This window comes from Spirillospora sp. NPDC000708 (assembly GCF_040299565.1).
Taxonomy (GTDB): domain Bacteria; phylum Actinomycetota; class Actinomycetes; order Streptosporangiales; family Streptosporangiaceae; genus Spirillospora.
Map to the genome: position 1 here is coordinate 17,640 of NZ_JBEPCJ010000041.1, position 16,351 is coordinate 33,990.

The 16,351-nt window shown below is 73.9% G+C and carries 17 protein-coding genes; 10 read left to right on the top strand and 7 right to left on the bottom strand.

Annotated features, from left to right (window positions below; translation table 11 throughout):
• Nucleotides 1–202 precede the first annotated feature (202 nt).
• Together ABT299_RS26950 and nadE are read left to right on the top strand one after the other, a co-directional pair.
• Nucleotides 203–2,005: an ABC transporter ATP-binding protein gene (locus ABT299_RS26950; protein WP_500252412.1), complete on the top strand. Its 1,803-nt coding sequence runs from the start codon at nt 203–205 to the stop codon at nt 2,003–2,005.
• A gap of 36 nt (nt 2,006–2,041) precedes the next feature.
• Entirely contained in the window at nt 2,042–2,881 is an 840-nt protein-coding gene (gene nadE, locus ABT299_RS26955; protein WP_500252413.1) for an NAD(+) synthase, read from the top strand.
• Nucleotides 2,882–2,888: 7 nt separating this feature from the next.
• Here the strand turns inward: nadE and ABT299_RS26960 are convergent, their stop codons facing one another.
• Complete coding sequence (locus ABT299_RS26960; RefSeq protein ID WP_190868478.1) at nt 2,889–3,176, bottom strand: Fe-S cluster assembly protein HesB; 288 nt, start codon at nt 3,174–3,176, stop codon at nt 2,889–2,891.
• A 138-nt stretch (nt 3,177–3,314) separates the two neighbouring features.
• On the opposite strand from ABT299_RS26960, the gene ABT299_RS26965 reads away from it, so the two are divergent.
• The 4 genes from ABT299_RS26965 (at nt 3,315) to ABT299_RS26980 (ending at nt 6,745) form a co-directional block, all read left to right on the top strand.
• Complete coding sequence (locus ABT299_RS26965; RefSeq protein ID WP_387025512.1) at nt 3,315–3,497, top strand: hypothetical protein; 183 nt, start codon at nt 3,315–3,317, stop codon at nt 3,495–3,497.
• 91 nt (nt 3,498–3,588) lie between these two features.
• A complete protein-coding gene (locus tag ABT299_RS26970; RefSeq protein ID WP_387025514.1) occupies nt 3,589–4,728 on the top strand; it encodes an acyl-CoA dehydrogenase family protein in 1,140 nt (379 codons plus the stop codon).
• Complete coding sequence (locus ABT299_RS26975) at nt 4,725–5,561, top strand: phosphate/phosphite/phosphonate ABC transporter substrate-binding protein (protein WP_387025516.1); 837 nt, start codon at nt 4,725–4,727, stop codon at nt 5,559–5,561. The genes ABT299_RS26970 and ABT299_RS26975 overlap by 4 nt, the downstream gene beginning before the upstream one ends.
• Nucleotides 5,558–6,745, top strand: a complete 1,188-nt coding sequence (locus ABT299_RS26980) for a hypothetical protein (RefSeq protein ID WP_387025518.1) — start codon at nt 5,558–5,560, stop codon at nt 6,743–6,745. The genes ABT299_RS26975 and ABT299_RS26980 overlap by 4 nt, the downstream gene beginning before the upstream one ends.
• A gap of 23 nt (nt 6,746–6,768) precedes the next feature.
• Here ABT299_RS26980 and ABT299_RS26985 read toward each other — a convergent pair whose 3' ends face one another.
• Both ABT299_RS26985 and ABT299_RS26990 read right to left on the bottom strand, forming a co-directional pair.
• Complete coding sequence (locus ABT299_RS26985) at nt 6,769–7,092, bottom strand: hypothetical protein (RefSeq protein WP_387025520.1); 324 nt, start codon at nt 7,090–7,092, stop codon at nt 6,769–6,771.
• Between the two features lie 485 nt (nt 7,093–7,577).
• Nucleotides 7,578–8,027 carry a MarR family winged helix-turn-helix transcriptional regulator gene (locus ABT299_RS26990; protein ID WP_387025522.1) on the bottom strand — a complete coding sequence of 150 codons (450 nt, stop codon included), beginning with the start codon at nt 8,025–8,027 and terminating at the stop codon, nt 7,578–7,580.
• 108 nt (nt 8,028–8,135) lie between these two features.
• Between ABT299_RS26990 and ABT299_RS26995 the strand changes: the two genes are divergently transcribed.
• From ABT299_RS26995 to ABT299_RS27010, 4 genes are all read left to right on the top strand, one after another.
• A complete protein-coding gene (locus tag ABT299_RS26995) occupies nt 8,136–9,047 on the top strand; it encodes an SDR family oxidoreductase (protein ID WP_190868472.1) in 912 nt (303 codons plus the stop codon).
• A 16-nt stretch (nt 9,048–9,063) separates the two neighbouring features.
• Nucleotides 9,064–9,945, top strand: a complete 882-nt coding sequence (locus tag ABT299_RS27000; RefSeq protein WP_347257154.1) for an amidohydrolase family protein — start codon at nt 9,064–9,066, stop codon at nt 9,943–9,945.
• On the top strand, nt 9,942–10,397 hold the full coding sequence (locus tag ABT299_RS27005; protein ID WP_190868470.1) for a MaoC family dehydratase: 456 nt from the start codon (nt 9,942–9,944) through the stop codon (nt 10,395–10,397). The genes ABT299_RS27000 and ABT299_RS27005 overlap by 4 nt, the downstream gene beginning before the upstream one ends.
• An 85-nt stretch (nt 10,398–10,482) precedes the next feature.
• On the top strand, nt 10,483–12,009 hold the full coding sequence (locus ABT299_RS27010) for an acyl-CoA synthetase (protein WP_387025526.1): 1,527 nt from the start codon (nt 10,483–10,485) through the stop codon (nt 12,007–12,009).
• Between the two features lie 297 nt (nt 12,010–12,306).
• Here ABT299_RS27010 and ABT299_RS27015 read toward each other — a convergent pair whose 3' ends face one another.
• Genes ABT299_RS27015 through ABT299_RS27030 form a run of 4 tightly spaced genes read right to left on the bottom strand, consistent with a single transcriptional unit; the run spans nt 12,307 to nt 16,348 of the window.
• The gene (locus ABT299_RS27015) at nt 12,307–13,245 is read right to left on the bottom strand and encodes a fumarylacetoacetate hydrolase family protein (protein ID WP_387033026.1); all 939 of its coding nucleotides are present in this window, start codon (nt 13,243–13,245) and stop codon (nt 12,307–12,309) included.
• A gap of 15 nt (nt 13,246–13,260) precedes the next feature.
• Nucleotides 13,261–14,199 (bottom strand): VOC family protein, encoded by a 939-nt coding sequence (locus tag ABT299_RS27020; protein ID WP_387033023.1) that lies wholly within the window; start codon nt 14,197–14,199, stop codon nt 13,261–13,263.
• Nucleotides 14,199–15,224: an amidohydrolase family protein gene (locus ABT299_RS27025; protein ID WP_500252414.1), complete on the bottom strand. Its 1,026-nt coding sequence runs from the start codon at nt 15,222–15,224 to the stop codon at nt 14,199–14,201. The genes ABT299_RS27020 and ABT299_RS27025 overlap by 1 nt, the downstream gene beginning before the upstream one ends.
• Nucleotides 15,221–16,348, bottom strand: a complete 1,128-nt coding sequence (locus tag ABT299_RS27030; RefSeq protein ID WP_387033021.1) for an FAD-dependent oxidoreductase — start codon at nt 16,346–16,348, stop codon at nt 15,221–15,223. The genes ABT299_RS27025 and ABT299_RS27030 overlap by 4 nt, the downstream gene beginning before the upstream one ends.
• Nucleotides 16,349–16,351 lie beyond the last annotated feature (3 nt).

Below are 16,351 nucleotides of genomic sequence, written 5' to 3' on the forward strand. Positions count from 1 at the left end.
GGCACCGGTCGGCCCCGCGCCGGCGGGTGCCGCGCCGGCCGGCCCGCCCCCTGGACGATTCGCCGTTCGTGCCGGCCGCAGCGCGCGCTCCGCGCCGGCGCGGCCGGCCAGCCCCCGAGGGACCATCGTTGCCCCATCTCGTCGCGAGCGTCGTCTTCGACGGCGTCCACTGCGCGCTCGACCTGCCGATGACGGCGGGCACGTGAACCGGGCGGAGGGGTCGCCGCGGCGGACCGCGGCCGTCGCCGCGCTGGCCTGGCGGGCGCACCCCGGCGCGACCACCGGGGCGGTCCTGCTCGCCGTGCTCACCGGGCTCGCGCCGGTCGCGACGGCGTGGCTGACGAAGGGCGTCCTGGACGCGCTCACCACCCACCGGAACCACGACGCCCTGCCCGCCCTCGCGGTGGGGCTCGCCGCCTGCGGGCTGTGCGTCGTCGTCCTGCCGCACGCCTCCACCTACGCGCAGGCCCAGTTGCGCCGGGCGGTGCGGGCCCTCGTCGCGGCCCGGCTGTTCGGGGCGGTCAACGCGCACGGCGGGCTGCGCCGCCTGGAGGACCCGGAGTTCCAGGACACGCTCCGGCTGGCGCACGAGTCCAGCCAGAACGCGCCGGACCGGCTGATCGTCGGGGCCCTGACCATCGCGCAGGCGGCCATCACCATGGCGGGGTTCGTCGGCACGCTGCTGGTGATCAACCCGCTGCTGGTCGCGGTGATCTTCCTGGCGGCGCTGCCCGCGGTCCGCGTCCAGCTCGCGCTGAGCCGGGAGCGGGCCCGCACGATGTGGCGGATCAGCCCGGGGATGCGGCGGGAGATCTTCTACGGAGAGCTGCTGACCAGGCCCGAGGCGGCCAAGGAGGTGCGGCTGTTCGGGCTCGGCGACTTCTTCCGCGCCCGGATGCTCGACGAGGTCCGCGCCACCAACGCCGCCGAGCGGCGGGTCGACCTGAAGACACTGCGCGGCCAGGGGCTGCTCGCCCTGGTCGGCGGGCTCGTCGCGGGCGGCGGGCTGGTGTGGGCCGTGCTCGCGGCCGCGTCGGGCGGCATCACGGCCGGCGACGTGACGATGTTCGTCGCGGCCGTCGCCGGGGTCCAGGCGGCGCTGACGTCGATCGTCGACCGGTGGGCGGACGCGCACAACGCCCTGCTGCTGTTCGGCCACTACACCGCGATCGTGGAGGCCGAGCCCGACATGCCGGTCCGGCCGGGCAGCCGGCCGGTCCCCGCGCTGCGGCAGGGCATCGAGCTGCGCGACGTGTGGTTCCGCTACAGCGAGGACCACCCCTGGATCCTGCGCGGGGTCGACCTGCACATCCCGTGCGGCCGCAGCGTGGCGCTCGTCGGGGTGAACGGCGCCGGCAAGAGCACGCTCGTGAAGCTGCTGTGCCGGCTGTACGACCCGGACAAGGGCTCCGTCCGGTGGGACGGCGTGGACCTGCGCGACCTGGACCCGGCGCAGCTCCGCGAGCGGATCGGCGTCGTCTTCCAGGACTTCATGGAGTACGACCTCACCGCCGCCGAGAACATCATGCTCGGCGACCTGGCGTCCGGCGACGACCCGGACCGCATCCGGGAGGCCGCCGCCCGCGCCGGGGTCCACGACGCCCTGGAGGCGCTGCCGCGCGGCTATGACACGATGCTGAGCAGGATCTTCGCCGACCGCGACGAGGGCTCCGGCGTCGCCCTGTCGGGCGGGCAGTGGCAGCGCCTCGCGCTCGCCCGCGCGTTCCTGCGGCAGAGCCGTGACCTGCTCCTGCTGGACGAGCCGAGCTCGGGCCTGGACGCGGACGCCGAGCACGCCGTCCACGCGTCCCTGCGCCGCCACCGCCGGGGCCGGACCAGCGTTCTCATCTCGCACCGGCTCGGCGCGGTCCGCGACGCGGACGTCATCGTCGTCCTCAGCGAGGGCAGGATCACCGAACGCGGGACCCACGATGAGCTGATGGCGCTGCAGGGAGAGTACGCCCGCCTTTTCACCCTCCAAGCCGACGGCTACGCGAGAAGCTGACGAGCCGCCCCGGATAACGGCGGCTACAGTGTGCCGGTGACGAACCTACGGAAGCGGATAATCGACGAGCTCGGCGTCAAGGCGTCCATTGTTCCGGCGGACGAGATCCGGGAGCGGGTCGCCTTCCTCAAGGACTACGCGCGGTCGACCTCGGCCAAGGGCTACGTCCTCGGGATCAGCGGCGGGCAGGACAGCACTCTGGTCGGGCGGCTGTGCCAGCTCGCCGCAGAGGAACTGCGGGCCGAGGGGTACGAGGCCACGTTCGTCGCGGTCCGGCTGCCGTACGGCGTGCAGGCGGACGAGCACGACGCGCGGGTCGCGCTGGAGTTCATCCGGCCCGACCGGTCGATCGCGGTGAACGTCAGGCCCAGCGCGGACGCCGTCGCGGGAGAGGCGGCGGAGGGCCTGCGCGAGCTGCTGGACGGCGAGCCGGTGCTGCGGGACTTCGTGCGCGGCAACATCAAGGCCCGCGAGCGCATGGTGATCCAGTACGCGATCGCCGGGCAGCTGGGCCTGCTCGTGGTCGGCACCGACCACGCCGCCGAGGCGGTCACCGGGTTCTTCACCAAGTACGGCGACGGCGGCGTGGACGTCACCCCGCTGACCGGCCTGACGAAGCGGCAGGGCGCGGCGCTGCTGCGGGAGCTGGGCGCGCCGCCGAGCACCTGGGAGAAGGTGCCGACCGCCGACCTGGAGGACGACCGGCCCGCGCTGCCCGACGAGGAGGCGCTCGGCCTGAAGTACAGCCAGATCGACGCGTACCTGGAGGGCGTCGACGTCCCCCCGGAGGTGGCGGAAAAGGTGGAGTCGGTCTACCTCGCGACCCAGCACAAGCGGACCGTCCCGGTCTCGCCGCTCGACGACTGGTGGCGCTGAACCCTCCTCAGCGGGTCGGCGCGGTGATGAGGAACGACACCGCGCCCTGGTCGTCGAGGCGGACGTCGAGGACCTTGTCGTGCAGGTAGGCGGCCGCCGCGGAGTCCAGGAACACGCGGGCGCCCTCCGCCTCGACGACCTCGTCGGTCGAGGCGGGGCGCTCCGCCGGCGTCACGGCGAGGAGGGAGGCGTCGCCGTCGAGCGGCGCGATCCGCATGCCGGCACCGCCCGGCAGGCCCGGCCCGCACGACAGATTGCGGATGGCGCTGGCCGCCGTTCCCGTGACGATGAGCACAACGAACTCCTGAGCCTCGCTTGAACCAACCGGTGGCCATGAGTGCCGCATTTTGTCTACCCCGGGGTCTCCGCACCGAATCCGTGACGCGCGCCACGGGTAAGGGAAGGGCCTGACCAGCGATATTCGGGGGAGACGATGAGCGAGCCGACGGCCGGCGGCGGTGCCGGGGACGAGGAGCCGGAAAGCTCCCGGACGGAGGGCGGAGACGACGCGTCCCGGCGCCGGAAGCGCCCGGACGAGGAGGAGGGCTTCTCGCCGACGTCCCCCGAGGGGCGGGGCGGCGCGCTCGAGGATCTGAGCCCCGACGACTTCGAATAGCGCCGGCGGGCCCGCTGCCGCGTCGGCGCCTCCGGTGATTCCGGCCATTTCGCCGACGCTCCATGAACCCAACGCGAAAAGGAGCGGACGGTTGTCCTACGACTACGCGCGCGCCATTCAGGACGTCATCGAGCAATTCATTCGCCCGCGCGCCGCCGAGGTCGACCGCGCCGGGGCCTTCCCCCGCGCGAACGTCGGCGCGCTGGCGGACGCCGGCCTGCTCGGCCTCATCAGCGCCGAGTCGGCGGGCGGGCGCGGCGAGGGGCTCGGCGCCGCCGCGCACGTCGTCGAGCGGCTCGCGGGCGCCTGCGGGTCCACGGCGATGGTCCTGCTCATGCACTACGCCGCCACCGCGCTGATCGAGGCGCACGGGCCGAAGGACGTCCGGGAGGCGATCGCCGGGGACGCGCACCTCGGCACGCTCGCGTTCTCCGAGGCGGGCTCGCGCAGCCACTTCTGGGCGCCGCTCGGCACCGCCGTGTCCGGCGACGGCGGGCGCGTGCGGCTCGACGCCGACAAGAGCTGGGTCACCTCGGCCGGCGAGGCGGACAGCTACGTCTGGTCGAGCCGGCCGCTCGCCGCCGACGGGCCGATGACGCTCTGGCTGGTGCCGCGGGACCGGGAAGGGCTGAGCGTCCTCGGCGCGTTCGACGGCCTGGGGCTGCGCGGCAACGCGTCCAGCCCGGTGAAGGCCGACGGCGTCCTCGTCGACCGCGAGGACATGCTCGGGCCGGACGGGGAGGGCCTGGACATCGCCCTCGCGACGGCGCTGCCCCACTTCCTGGTCCTGAGCGCGGCGTTCTCGCTCGGGCTGATGGAGGCGCTCACCGCCGAGACCGCCGCGCACCTGGCCCGGACGAAGCTGGAGCATCTCGGGCAGACCCTCGCCGACCAGCCGATGCAGCGCGCGCGGTTCGCCGAGCTGCGGATCCGCACCGACCAGGTCCGCGCGTTCCTGCGCGACGCGCTCGCCGCGCTCGCCGGAGGGCGCGAGGACGCGACGCTGCGCGTCCTGGAGGTCAAGGCCGTCGCCGCCGAGGCGGCGTCCGAGGTCGCGGACGCGACGATGCGGCTCTGCGGCGGCGCGGCGTTCCGCAAGGAGTGCGGCGTCGAGCGGCTGTTCCGCGACTCGCTCGCGGCCCGGGTCATGGCGCCGACCACGCAGGCCCTGCACGACTTCGTCGGGCGGGCGAGCCTCGGCATGCCGCTCTTCGAGGGGGCCTCCGGATGACGCTCGTGATGGGCGCCGTCGCCTACGACCCCAAGGTCGTCACGATCTGGGCGGGGTTCCGGGCCTGGTTCGCCCGGCAGGGGCTCGACGTCGACTTCGTCCTCTACTCCCACTACGAGCGGCAGGTGGACGACCTGGCCGCCGGACGCGTCGACGTCGCGTGGAACTCGCCGCTGGCGTGGGTCCGCGCCCGCCGCATGGCCGGCGAACGGCTCGAACCGCTCGCCATGCGGGACACCGACCAGGACCTGACCTCGGTGGTCGTCGTCCGGGAGGACTCCCCGTACAAGGACGTCGCCGACCTCAAGGGCGAGACGGTCGGGACCGGCGCGATCGACTCGCCGCAGGCCACGCTGCTCCCGTCCGCGCTGCTGCGCGAGCACGGGCTCCGGCCGGGGGAGGAGGTCGCGGTCCGGCGGTTCGACGTCGGGGTCGGGCTGCACGGCGACCACGTCGGCGGCGAGCGCGCCGCGGCGCGCGCGATGATGTCCGGCGACGTCGCGGCGGCGTGCATGGTCGACTCCTCCCACCTGCTGTTCGTGCGGGAGGGCACGCTGCCTCCGGGCGGCACCCGGGTGATCGGCCGGACGCGTCCCTACGACCACTGCACCATGACCGCCGCCCGCGCCACGCCCGAGACGGACCGGTTCCGGGACCTGCTGCTGTCGATGGACGCGTCCGACCCCGACGTCCGGACGCTGTTCGACCTCGAAGGGCTCACCGCCTGGCGCCCCGCGCGGACGAGCGGCTACGCGCTCCTCGAACGGGCCGTGGACGACGAGGGGTTCTACGATGCGGCCGGCGCGATCACCGCGCCGGGCTACCGGCCTTGACCGACCCCGTCCTCGACCTCGAGGACCTGGGCTTCGAGAGCGGCGCGCACCTGCTCGTGCAGCGGGCGCTCGGCGACCTGCCGCCGGGCGCGCGGCTCGGCGTCCGGGGCCGCGACCCGCTGCTCGACCCGCACCTGCGCGCGTGGTGCCGCCCGCGCGGCCATACCGTCGCTGCGGGCGAGGAACCCGTGCTCGCCTGGGTCGTGCCGGGAGGCACCGACCGCTGGGCGCGCGCGGAACGGGCGGGCGGCGCGAGGGGACCGGACGGCGTCGTCGCGGCGGCGCCCGCGCACTGGGGCCTGGCCGCCCGAGGCGCGCTCGTCGAACCCGGCGGCCCGGAACCGGCGTTCGACCTCGCCGAGCGCGACGTGGTCTGGGCGGAGATCGCCCCCGCGCTCTACGCGCACGCCGCGTCCGCGCAGTGGGACCCGGCGACCGCCGTCCCGTGGGACGCCGCCTTCACCCTGCCGCCCGACATCGAGCGGGCCGTCGTCCAGGTGATGACGTACCTCGTGGAGAACGAGCAGGCCGCGCTGGTCGTCCCGGCCCGGCTGCTCGCCCGCGTCCACCCGCACTTCCGCGAGGTCGTGCAGCTCCTGGCGGTCCAGGCGGCGGACGAGGCCCGGCACGTCGAGGTGTTCGCGCGGCGCGCGGCGCTCCGCGGCGGGCCGCTCGGGACGTCCGCCGCCGGCGGCCGCGCGTCCCTCGCCACCCTCCTGACCGAGCCCGACTTCTCGCTGGCGTCCTTCCTGCTGTCGGTACTGGGCGAGGGCACCTTCCTCACCCTGCTCGCGTTCCTCGACCGGCACGCCCCCGACCCGGTGACCCGGCGGGCGGTCCGCCTCGCCCGGCAGGACGAGGCGCGGCACGTCGCGTTCGGCGTCGCGCACCTCCGGCACCGGACCGAGGCCGATCCGCGCTTCCGGTCGCGGCTCCGGGCGGCGGTCGAGCGCCGCCACGACGCCCTCGCCGCGTCCACCGGCCTCAACCAGGACGTCTTCGACGCGCTGGTCCTCCTCGCCGCCGGCGAGTGGTCGCCCCGGGCCGTCCGGCGCGGGCACGCGGCGGTGCTGGACCTGCGGAGGGAGATGGACGAGGGGCGCCGGCGCCGCCTGGCCCACCTCGGCTTCCCCGACGGCGAGGCCGCCGAGCTGTCCGCCCTGCACACCCGCAACTTCATGTAGCCCGCCGGCGCGGGCCACGGCCGTCAGCCTCCGGTGACGGCGACGATCAGGAGCAGGACGACCAGGAGGACCGGGACGAGCGCGCCGATGATGGCGATCGGGCGGGACATCAGCGGCGGGCCGGGATCGGCGGGGTGGCGGTGGGGGCTGCCGTCGGGCGGCGGCATCGGCGGCGCCAGGGAGGCGACCTTGCCGTGCCGGGTGAGGTTGATCAGCACGGTGATCGGCGTCGCGGCGAAGGAGACGTAGCCCCACCAGCCGCCGATCAGGGTCTTGGCCGTCATGTCCCGGAACACCGCCAGGCCGCAGTCCCGGCAGAACGGTCCCTTGGTGTGCAGGAACGACATGATCAGGATCATGCCGCGGTGGCCGCGGAAGGTGGTGTCGACCGCCGGGACGCAGCCGCAGAAGCGGCATTGGGTCCCGTAGTGCGCGGTCTGCTGCGCACCGTGGGGCAGGGGCTGGCCGGGCGCCGCGCCGTACGGCGTCTGCTGCGGAGCCGGCGCGTACGGGGCCGGCTGCTGACCGGCATAGGGCTGCCCCGCATACGGCTGACCGGGATGAGGCGCACCGCCATAGGGCTGCCTGCCATACGCTTCCCCGCCGTACGGCTGACCGCCATAGGGCTGGCCGGCAGAGGGCGCACCAGCGTAAGGCTGACCGGCGTAGGGCGTCTGCTGGGGAGCGCCGTAGGGGGATCCGCCGTTTCCGTACGGCGTTTGGTCCGATGGTGGCTGCACAGCCGCCGCCTCCGCTCTTCAAGGGGGTCGGCTGATCTTGCCATGGGAACGCCGTCCGGGGCGGCGATTCGGGCGCGGCACCCGGCCCCGCGTCAGGAGAGGGCGCGCCAGGTGTCGGCGAGGGTGGTGCGGAACTGGCCGACCTGGCGGGACGTCAGGTCGCGGATCATCCGCTCCTCCAGCTCGCCGACGGGCCCGGCGAGGTCGTCCAGCAGGGCGCGTCCGGCGGCGGTGAGCAGGATGAGCAGCTCGCGCCGGTTCGAAGGGTTGCGCTCGCGGCGGACGAGGCCGCGGGTCTCCAGGGCGCGGACCATGTCGGCCATCGACTGCGCGGTGACGAAGGAGTCGCGGGCGAGCTGGGCGGCCGACAGCCCGTCGTGCCGCTCCAGGACGGTGAGCGCCGTGTACTGCAGCGCGGTGATGCCGGCGGGCCTGACCAGCTCCTCCAGCCGCGACCGGACGAGCAGCTCCAGCCGCTTGACCAGGTACAGCAGCGACGGCGGCGACTTGCCGGCGGTCGTCGGCGGCGGGCTGTCGGTCATCGGCTCTCCCTGGTCGCGCGGCACGCGTCCAGGGTAGGGCATTGACAGGAAACCTGTTGAATGTGAACACTGGGCCATCAACAGGATTCCTGTCGATTGTGGGGAGCTATGGAACTGGACGGGAAGGTCGTCGTCGTCACCGGGAGCGGGCGCGGCCTCGGCCTCGCCTACGCCGAGGCCCTGGCGGCCGCCGGCGCCTCGGTGGTGGTCAACGACGTGGACCGGGACGCGGTCGACGCGGCGGTCGCGAAGATCACCGCGGCGGGCGGCACCGCGACCGGCGTCGTCGCGGCGGTCGGCGGCACCGAGACCGCCGACGAGCTGGTCGGCACGGCCGTCCGGGAGTTCGGCCGGCTCGACGTGCTGATCACCAACGCGGGCATCCTGCGGGACCGGGTGCTGTGGAAGATGACCGACGACGACTTCGACGACGTCGTCCGCGTCCACCTGCGCGGCACCTTCACCTGCGCCCGCGCGGCGGCGGCCCGGATGCGCGAGCAGGGCACGGGCGGGCGGCTGATCCTCATCTCCTCCCCGGCCGGGCAGCGCGGCAACTTCGGGCAGACCAACTACGCCGCCGCCAAGGCGGGCATCGCGGCGATGGCGCGCACCTGGGCGATGGAGCTGGCCCGTGCGAACATCACCGTGAACGCGGTCGTGCCGGTCGCGGCGACCGAGATGACCAAGACGATCCCCGCGTTCGGCCCGGTCATCGAGGAGTCCGAGCGCACGGGCGAGCCGCTGCCGGACTGGCTGCGCAAGGACGAGGGCCTCGGCACCGTCGAGGACGTCACCGGCCTGGTCGTCTTCCTGGCCTCGGACGCGTCCAAGGACGTCACCGGGCAGGCGATCGGGATCGGCGGCGACCGGCTGGCGCTGTGGGCGCACCCGAAGGAGAAGGCGGTCGCGTTCGCCGACGGCGGCTGGAGCGCCGAGGCGATCGCCGAAGAGTGGAGCACGGGCGTGGGCGCCGAGCCGGAGACCTACGGCATGCCCGCGCCGAAGGCACCGGAGGGCTGACATGGCCGACCTCACGATCGACGTCGACGCGCTGACCGCGATCGACGTCCACACCCACGCCGAGATCAGCGCGGACGGGCACGGCTCGCTGAGCCCGGAGCTGTTCGGCGCGTCCGAGGAGTACTTCAAGGCGCACGGGCACCGCCAGCCGACCATCCCCGAGATGGCCGCCTACTACCGCGAGCGCGGCATGGCGGCCGTCGTCTTCACGGTCGACGCCGAGCACGCCACCGGCTGGCCGCGCATCGCCAACGAGGAGGTCGCCGAGAGCTGCGCCGAGCACCCCGACGTCCTGATCCCGTTCGCCAGCGTCGACCCGCACAAGGGGCGGGCGGGCGTGCGCGAGGCGCGGCGGCTCGTCGAGCAGTACGGGGTGCGCGGGTTCAAGTTCCACCCGAGCATCCAGGGCTTCGCGCCGAACGACCCGCTCGCGTACCCGCTGTACGAGGCGATCGAGGAGCTGGGCGTCCCGGCGCTGTTCCACACCGGGCAGACCGGCATCGGCGCCGGCGTCCCCGGCGGCGGGGGCATCCGGTTGAAGTACTCGAACCCGATGCTCGTGGACGACGTCGCCGTGGACTTCCCCGAGCTGCGGATCATCCTGGCGCACCCGTCGTTCCCCTGGCAGGACGAGGCCCTCGCCGTCGCCAACCACAAGCCGTACGTGTACATCGACCTGTCCGGCTGGTCGCCGAAGTACTTCCCGCCGCAGCTCGTCCGGTACGCCAACAGCCTGCTGAAGGACAAGGTGCTGTTCGGCTCGGACTACCCCGTCATCACCCCGGACCGCTGGCTCGCCGACTTCGCGAAGCTGGAGATCAAGCCCGAGGTCCGCCCGAAGATCCTCAAGGACAACGCCGCCCGGCTGCTCGGGCTCACCGGCAAGGAGAACGCATGATCACCGTCACCGGTCTCGACGAGATCAAGGCCCTGGCCGGCAAGGACCTCGGCCACAGCCGCTGGCTCGACATCACCCAGGACCGGGTGAACACCTTCGCCGACGCCACCGACGACCACCAGTGGATCCACACCGACCCCGAGAAGGCCAAGGACGGCCCGTTCGGCGCGGCCATCGCGCACGGCTACCTGACGCTGTCGCTGGTCATCCCGCTGTTCAACGACCTGCTCGGCATCCAGGGCACGAAGATGAGCATCAACTACGGCCTGGAGAAGGTCCGGTTCCCGAGCCCCGTCCGCGTCGGTTCGAGGATCCGGCTCGCCGGCCGGGTCGCCGACGTGACCGACGTCCCGGGGAACGGCGTGCAGATGGTCTGCGACTTCACCGTCGAGATCGACGGCGAGGCCAAGCCCGCCTGCGTCGCCCAGGCCGTCTACCGCCACTACGCCTGACCGCCCTTCCCGCCCGCCCCGGCCCCGATCGGGCCGCGCGGCCGGCCATCCGCAAACGCTGCTCAGCAAGAGGAGTGAGAACACCGTGGTGAACGCAGGACTCGGGGGATGGCCGGCCAGGCGGGCCGCGATGTCGCCCGGCCGCACCGCCTTCGTCTTCCGGGACCGCCCGACGACGTACGGGGAGGTCCACGACCGGACGGCGCGGCTCGCCGGCCGGCTGCGCGCCGCCGGCGTCGGCAAGGGCGACCGGGTCGCCTACCTCGGGCCGAACCATCCGGCGTTCGCCGAGACGATGTTCGCCGCGCACGTGCTCGGCGCCATCTTCGTGCCGCTGAACTTCCGGCTCGCCGCGCCGGAGATCGACTACATGCTCGGCCACAGCGGCGCGTCCGTGCTGGTCTACGCGCCCGAATGCGCGCCGGTCGTCCGCGCGGCCGAGCGGGCGCCCGCGACCGTCGTGGCGGTCGGCGAGCCCGCCGAGGGCGAACTCGCCTACGAGGAGTGGCTCGCGGGCGGCGACCCGGCCCCGACCGACACGGAGGTCACGCTCGACGACGTGGCGTGCATCCTCTACACCTCCGGCACCACCGGACGTCCCAAGGGCGCGATGCTCACCCACGGGAACCTCGTCTGGAACTGCTACAACCTGCTCGTCGGCGTGGACGTCGCGGGCGACGAGGTGACGCTGGTCAGCGCGCCGCTGTTCCACGTCGCGGCGCTGAACCAGTGCCTGCTGCCGACGTTCCTCAAGGGCGGATGCTCGGTCATCATGCCGTCCTGGGACGTCGAGGAATGCCTCGACCTCATCGAGCGGCACCGCGTCACCTGGATGTTCGGCGTCACCGCCATGTTCGCCGCGCTCGCGCAGTCACCGCGCTGGGACGGCGCCGACCTGTCGTCCGTCCGCAGCCTGATGTCCGGCGGCGCGCCGGTGCCGACCGGGCTGATCCACACCTACCAGGAGCGCGGCCTCGTCTTCTGCCAGGGCTACGGCCTCACCGAGACGGCGCCGGGCGCGACGTTCCTCGAAGCCGCGCAGAGCGAGCGCAAGGCCGGCTCGGCGGGGGTGCCGGTGTTCTTCACCGGCGTCCGGTGCGTGCGCCCCGACCTGACGGACGTGGAGCCCGGCGAGCCCGGCGAGGTCGTCATCAAGGGGCCGAACGTCACGCCGGGCTACTGGAACGCCCCCGACGCGACCGCGTCCGCGTTCACCGACGACGGCTGGTTCCGCTCCGGTGACATCGCCCACGTCGACGACGAGGGCTACTTCTACATCGTCGACCGGGTGAAGGACATGTTCATCTCCGGCGGCGAGAACGTCTACCCGGCGGAGGTCGAGAACGCGATCTTCGAGCACCCGGCCGTCGCCGAGGCCGCGGTGATCGGCGTCCCCGACGCCCGGTGGGGCGAGGTCGGCCGGGCCTTCGTCGTCACCGCCCCCGGCGCCGCGCTGGACCTCGCCGAACTGCGGGAGTTCCTCGCCGGCCGCCTCGCCAAGTACAAGATCCCCGTGTACCTGGACGTGGTCGACGACCTGCCCCGCACCGGCTCCAACAAGGTGCAGAAGGCCCGCCTCCGAGACCTCCCCCTCCCACCCCCGGCCCGTTGACGTGCGGCGGGCCGTCGCCATGAGCGGCCTCATGGCGACGGCCCGCCGCGACTCAACGGAGGGCGTCGGAGATGGGCTTGGCGCCGGCGATGTAGGACGCCTCGTCGGAGACGAGGAACACCACCAGCGGGGCGATCTCGTCCACGGTGCCGGGCCCGGCAGGTGACGCCCGCGTTGTTGACCAGGCCGTCGACCCGGCCGTGGGTCGCGCGGAGCCAGGCGGCGAGACCGGCCCAGCCGGGCTCGGACGTCACGCCCAGGCGCCGGTGACCACGACGACCTTCCCGGCGACCCGGTTCACGGGCGTTCCCGGGTCCGCTTGCGCCCGGGCGGGATCGGGACGGGTGCCGCTCCCGGGACGATCGTGTTGGACACCGTGCCGATGCCCTCGACGGTGAGCGCGACCGTGTCGCCCGGCACCAGCGGCGGCGGGTCCTGCGCGCCGCCGCGCCCCCACAGCTCGGCGAGGCAGCCGCCGTTGCCGCAGGTCCCCGAGCCGAGGACGTCGCCGGGACGCAGCCGGGCGCCGCGCGAGGCGTAGGCGACGAGGTCCTCGAACGGCCAGCCCATGTTCGACAGCAGGTCCCGCCCGACGACCTCGCCGTTGACCTCGGCGGTCAGCGCGAGCCGCAGGAACCCGTCCTCGTCGCGGTAGGGCTCCAGCTCGTCGGCGGTGACCAGCCACGGCCCGAGCGTCGTCGCGAAGTCCTTGCCCTTGCACGGGCCGAGCCCGACCCGCATCTCCCGCGACTGCAGGTCCCGCGCCGACCAGTCGTTGAAGACGGTGTAGCCGAAGACGTGGTCGCGGGCCTGCTCGGGGGACAGGTCGGCGCCCGCCCGGCCGATGACGGCGGCGACCTCCAGCTCGAAGTCGAGTGCCCGGCAGCCGGGCGGCAGCGGCACGTCGTCGTGCGCGCCGACCATCGCGTGCGGGTTGGAGAAGTAGAACGTCGGCGCGTCGTACCAGGCGTCCGGGACCCCGGACGCGCCGTCCACGGCCTTCCGGACGCCCTCGACGTGCTCCTCGAACGCGACGAAGTCCCGCACGGACGGCGGTTCCAGCGGCGGCAGGAGCCGCACGTCCGCGAGCGGGACCGCCGGGCCCGCCGGCGCCGGGACCGAACCGGACGCGACGACGTCGAGGAGGGCGGTGCCGTCCGGGAACGGAAGCACCCCGTCGCCCTCGACGGCGCCGCAGCGGCGGGCGCCCTGGTGCAGGTACGTGGCGAGACGCATGGGGCTCCTTGCGGATCAGACGGGCGGGGCGACGAAGACGCCGCGGTCGGGGTCGTTGAACGACTCCTTGGCGATGAGCTCGTTCATCGGGTTGGCGGTGCCCCACTGGTCGGTGACGTCGGGGTCGGAGAAGTCGTACAGGTGCGGGTGCCAGGAGTCCTCGTCGAGGGTCTCCAGCTCGGTGGTGTACTCGACGGTGTTGCCGTGCGGGTCGAGGAAGTAGGAGAAGGTGTTGTCGCCCGCCTTGTGCCGCCCCGGCCCCCAGATCATCCGGACCCCGGCGCGCAGCAGGCGGCCGGTGCCGAACATGTACTCGTCCAGGCCCCGCATCTCGAACGACACGTGGTGCAGCGACGTGTACGGACCCTTCGCGATCGCCATGCTGTGGTGCTGCGGGTTGCAGCGCATGAAGTGCATGACCTTGCCCATGTGCGGGGACGTCAGCGTGTCGCTGAGCGCGAAGTCCAGGTGCGTCTCGTACCAGGCGCGGGTGGCGTCCAGGTCGGGGGCGTTGAGCACGACGTGCGACAGCCGGACCGGGACCGCCTCGCGCTCCACCAGCCTCCGGTGCTCGCGGACGGCGACGTCCGCCGACACCTCGACGGTCCGGCCGTCGAGGTCGAAGAACCGGAACCCGTAGCCGCCGCCGGGTGTGGCGAGCTTCCCGGGCTCGGCGACGATCGTGACGCCGGCCGCGCCGAGCCGGGCGGCGAGCGCGTCGACGTCGGCGGGGGACGCGGCGCCGAACGACACCAGGTCGAGGCGCTTCTCGTCCGCCTTCCTGAGCCGGACGACGTACTGCTCCGGCGACCCCTCCGCCGCCAGGAACGAGATGCCGGTGTCGCCCGCGACCTCGGTCAGGCCCCAGACGCCCGAGTAGAACTCGCGCTGCCTGCCGTAGTCGGGGACGGCGAGGTCCACATGGCGAAGATGGGTGATGAGCCTTCCGGGCATCAGTGCTCCTTGAGGTCGAAGAGGGCGACGGCGTTGCCGCCGCGCACGGCGTCCAGGCCGGGGCCGGGCGGCAGGGCGGCGCGCAGCCGGTCGAGCGGGTCGTCCACCCCCATGTCGAAGGGGTGGTCCGAGCCGAGGACGACCTGCGACGCGCCCGCCGCCGCGATCAGCGCGCGGAGCGCGTCCGGCTCGTAGACGAGCGAGTCGAACCAGATCCGCCGCAGGTAGGCGCTCGGCGGTTCGGCGCAGGCGCGCGCCTCGGGACGCACCCGCCAGCCGTGGTCGGCGCGGCCCAGGTAGGTCGGCAGGTAGCCGCCGCCGTGCGCCGCGACGACCTTCAGCCCGGGGTGCCGGTCGAGCACGCCGGAGAAGATCAGGTGCGACAGCGCGACGGCGTTCTCGGCCGGCTGCCCGACGATGTTGGACAGGTAGTACCGGTCGAGCCGCTCGTCCAGCGTGCAGCCGAACGGGTGCAGGAACACCACCGCGCCGGACGCGGCGGCCCGCGCCCACAGCGGATCCAGCTCCGGGTCCGACAGCTCGCGGCCGGGGGCGTGCGAGGAGATCTCGACGCCCTTCAGCCCGAGCGTCAGCGCGTGGTCGAGCGCCTCGACGGCGAGGTCCGGATGCTGGAGCGGGACGAGCCCGAGCCCGTGCAGCCGGTCCGGCGCCTGCGCGCAGTGCGCGGCGGTGGCCTCGTTCGCCATCGTGAACACGGTGCGGGCCAGGTCCGGCGCGGTCCAGTAGTGGTAGTGCGACGGCGACGGGCTGACGATCTGCACGTCCACCCCGGCGGCGTCCATGTCGGCGAGCCGCGCCTCGATCCGCGTCAGCCGCTCGAACCGCTCACCGATCATCTTGCCGCCGACCCGCAACGACTCCGGGCCGTTGCGGCGCGCGTCCAGTTCCCGGTGCTCGGCGTGGCCGGGCGCGCCGGCGACGGCCTCCTCGATCTGCGGCAGCAGCACGTGCGCGTGCACGTCGACGGTGGGGACGCCCGCGGCCCCCGGGTTCCCTTCGCTCACGGCTTCTCCGACACGATCGCGCTGATACGGCCCATGAGGCCGGGGACGTCGGCGTCCGGGGACGGGCGCAGCTGCCACTCCGCGAGCTGCACCGACGCCTCGACGACCGCCTTGGCGCGCTCGAACCGCCGGTCCATGAACGCGTCGAACAGCGCCTGGTCGAGCCGGTCGGCGCCCAGCAGCAGCTCGGCGAGGACGGCGGCGTCCTCGAGGCACTGCGCCGCGCCCTGCGCGAGCGTCGGCGGGCACGCGTGCGCCGCGTCCCCGATCAGGACGGTCCGGCCCCGGTTCCACGGCCGGTCGACCAGCAGCGATTCGAACCAGGTGTAGTTGATCCGGTCCGGGTCGGTGATGTCGGCGCGGATCTCGTCCCAGGCGCCGCCGTAGCCCTCGGCGAGCGCGCGCATGTGCGCCGGCTTGTCGGCGTCCGCGACCGACTCGCGGGGCCGCGCCTTCTCCACCAGGTAGGCGTACATGGTGTCCGGGCCGGTCGGGCAGTACCCGGCGATGAAGCACGGCCCGCCGTAGATCAGGTCGGTCCGCTCGACGCCCTTGGGACGGCGCGTGTGGATCCGCCAGATGCCCATCCCGGTCGGCTCCGGCGACACGTCGACGCCGATCAGCCCCCGCACCGCGGAGCGGATGCCGTCGGCGCCCACGACCAGGTCGTACGTGCCGGTCGATCCGTCGGACAGGTGCGCGGTGACCCGGTCGCCGGAGTCGTCGAGCGCGGTGGCGGTGAGGCCGAACCGGACGGTCGCGCCCGCGTCCCGCACCGCGTCCGCGAGCACCGCCGCCAGCTCGGGACGGTTCATGCCGAGCGTCGCGGGCAGGTCCGGGCCGCCGGTCCGCGCGTCCGGGATCTCCGCGATGAGCGTCCCGTCCGGCGCCCGCAGGCCGAGCACGTCGAACGCGTACCCGGACGCGCTCACCCGGTCCCACACGCCGAGGTCGCGCAGGACCCGCAGCGCGTTGCCCTGCAGCGTGATCCCCGAGCCGAGCGCCCCGGCGCCCGGCGTGATCTCCGCGACGTCCACCGCGACGCCGCCCCGCGCCAGCAGGGCGGCCAGCGCCGAACCGGCCGTGCCGCCCCCGACGATCAGGACGTTCCCGACTGCTGCCATGCC

What these genes read in the sequence shown, in the direction of transcription:
- ABT299_RS26965 (WP_387025512.1), top strand. Translation starts at nt 3,315, where the DNA reads ATGAGCGAGCCGACGGCCGGCGGCGGTGCCGGGGACGAGGAGCCGGAA.
- ABT299_RS26975 (WP_387025516.1), top strand. Translation starts at nt 4,725, where the DNA reads ATGACGCTCGTGATGGGCGCCGTCGCCTACGACCCCAAGGTCGTCACG.
- ABT299_RS26985 (WP_387025520.1), bottom strand. Translation starts at nt 7,092, where the DNA reads ATGTCGTTCCTGCACACCAAGGGACCGTTCTGCCGGGACTGCGGCCTG.
- ABT299_RS26990 (WP_387025522.1), bottom strand. Translation starts at nt 8,027, where the DNA reads ATGACCGACAGCCCGCCGCCGACGACCGCCGGCAAGTCGCCGCCGTCG.
- ABT299_RS26995 (WP_190868472.1), top strand. Translation starts at nt 8,136, where the DNA reads ATGGAACTGGACGGGAAGGTCGTCGTCGTCACCGGGAGCGGGCGCGGC.
- ABT299_RS27005 (WP_190868470.1), top strand. Translation starts at nt 9,942, where the DNA reads ATGATCACCGTCACCGGTCTCGACGAGATCAAGGCCCTGGCCGGCAAG.
- ABT299_RS27015 (WP_387033026.1), bottom strand. Translation starts at nt 13,245, where the DNA reads ATGCGTCTCGCCACGTACCTGCACCAGGGCGCCCGCCGCTGCGGCGCC.
- ABT299_RS27020 (WP_387033023.1), bottom strand. Translation starts at nt 14,199, where the DNA reads ATGCCCGGAAGGCTCATCACCCATCTTCGCCATGTGGACCTCGCCGTC.
- ABT299_RS27030 (WP_387033021.1), bottom strand. Translation starts at nt 16,348, where the DNA reads ATGGCAGCAGTCGGGAACGTCCTGATCGTCGGGGGCGGCACGGCCGGT.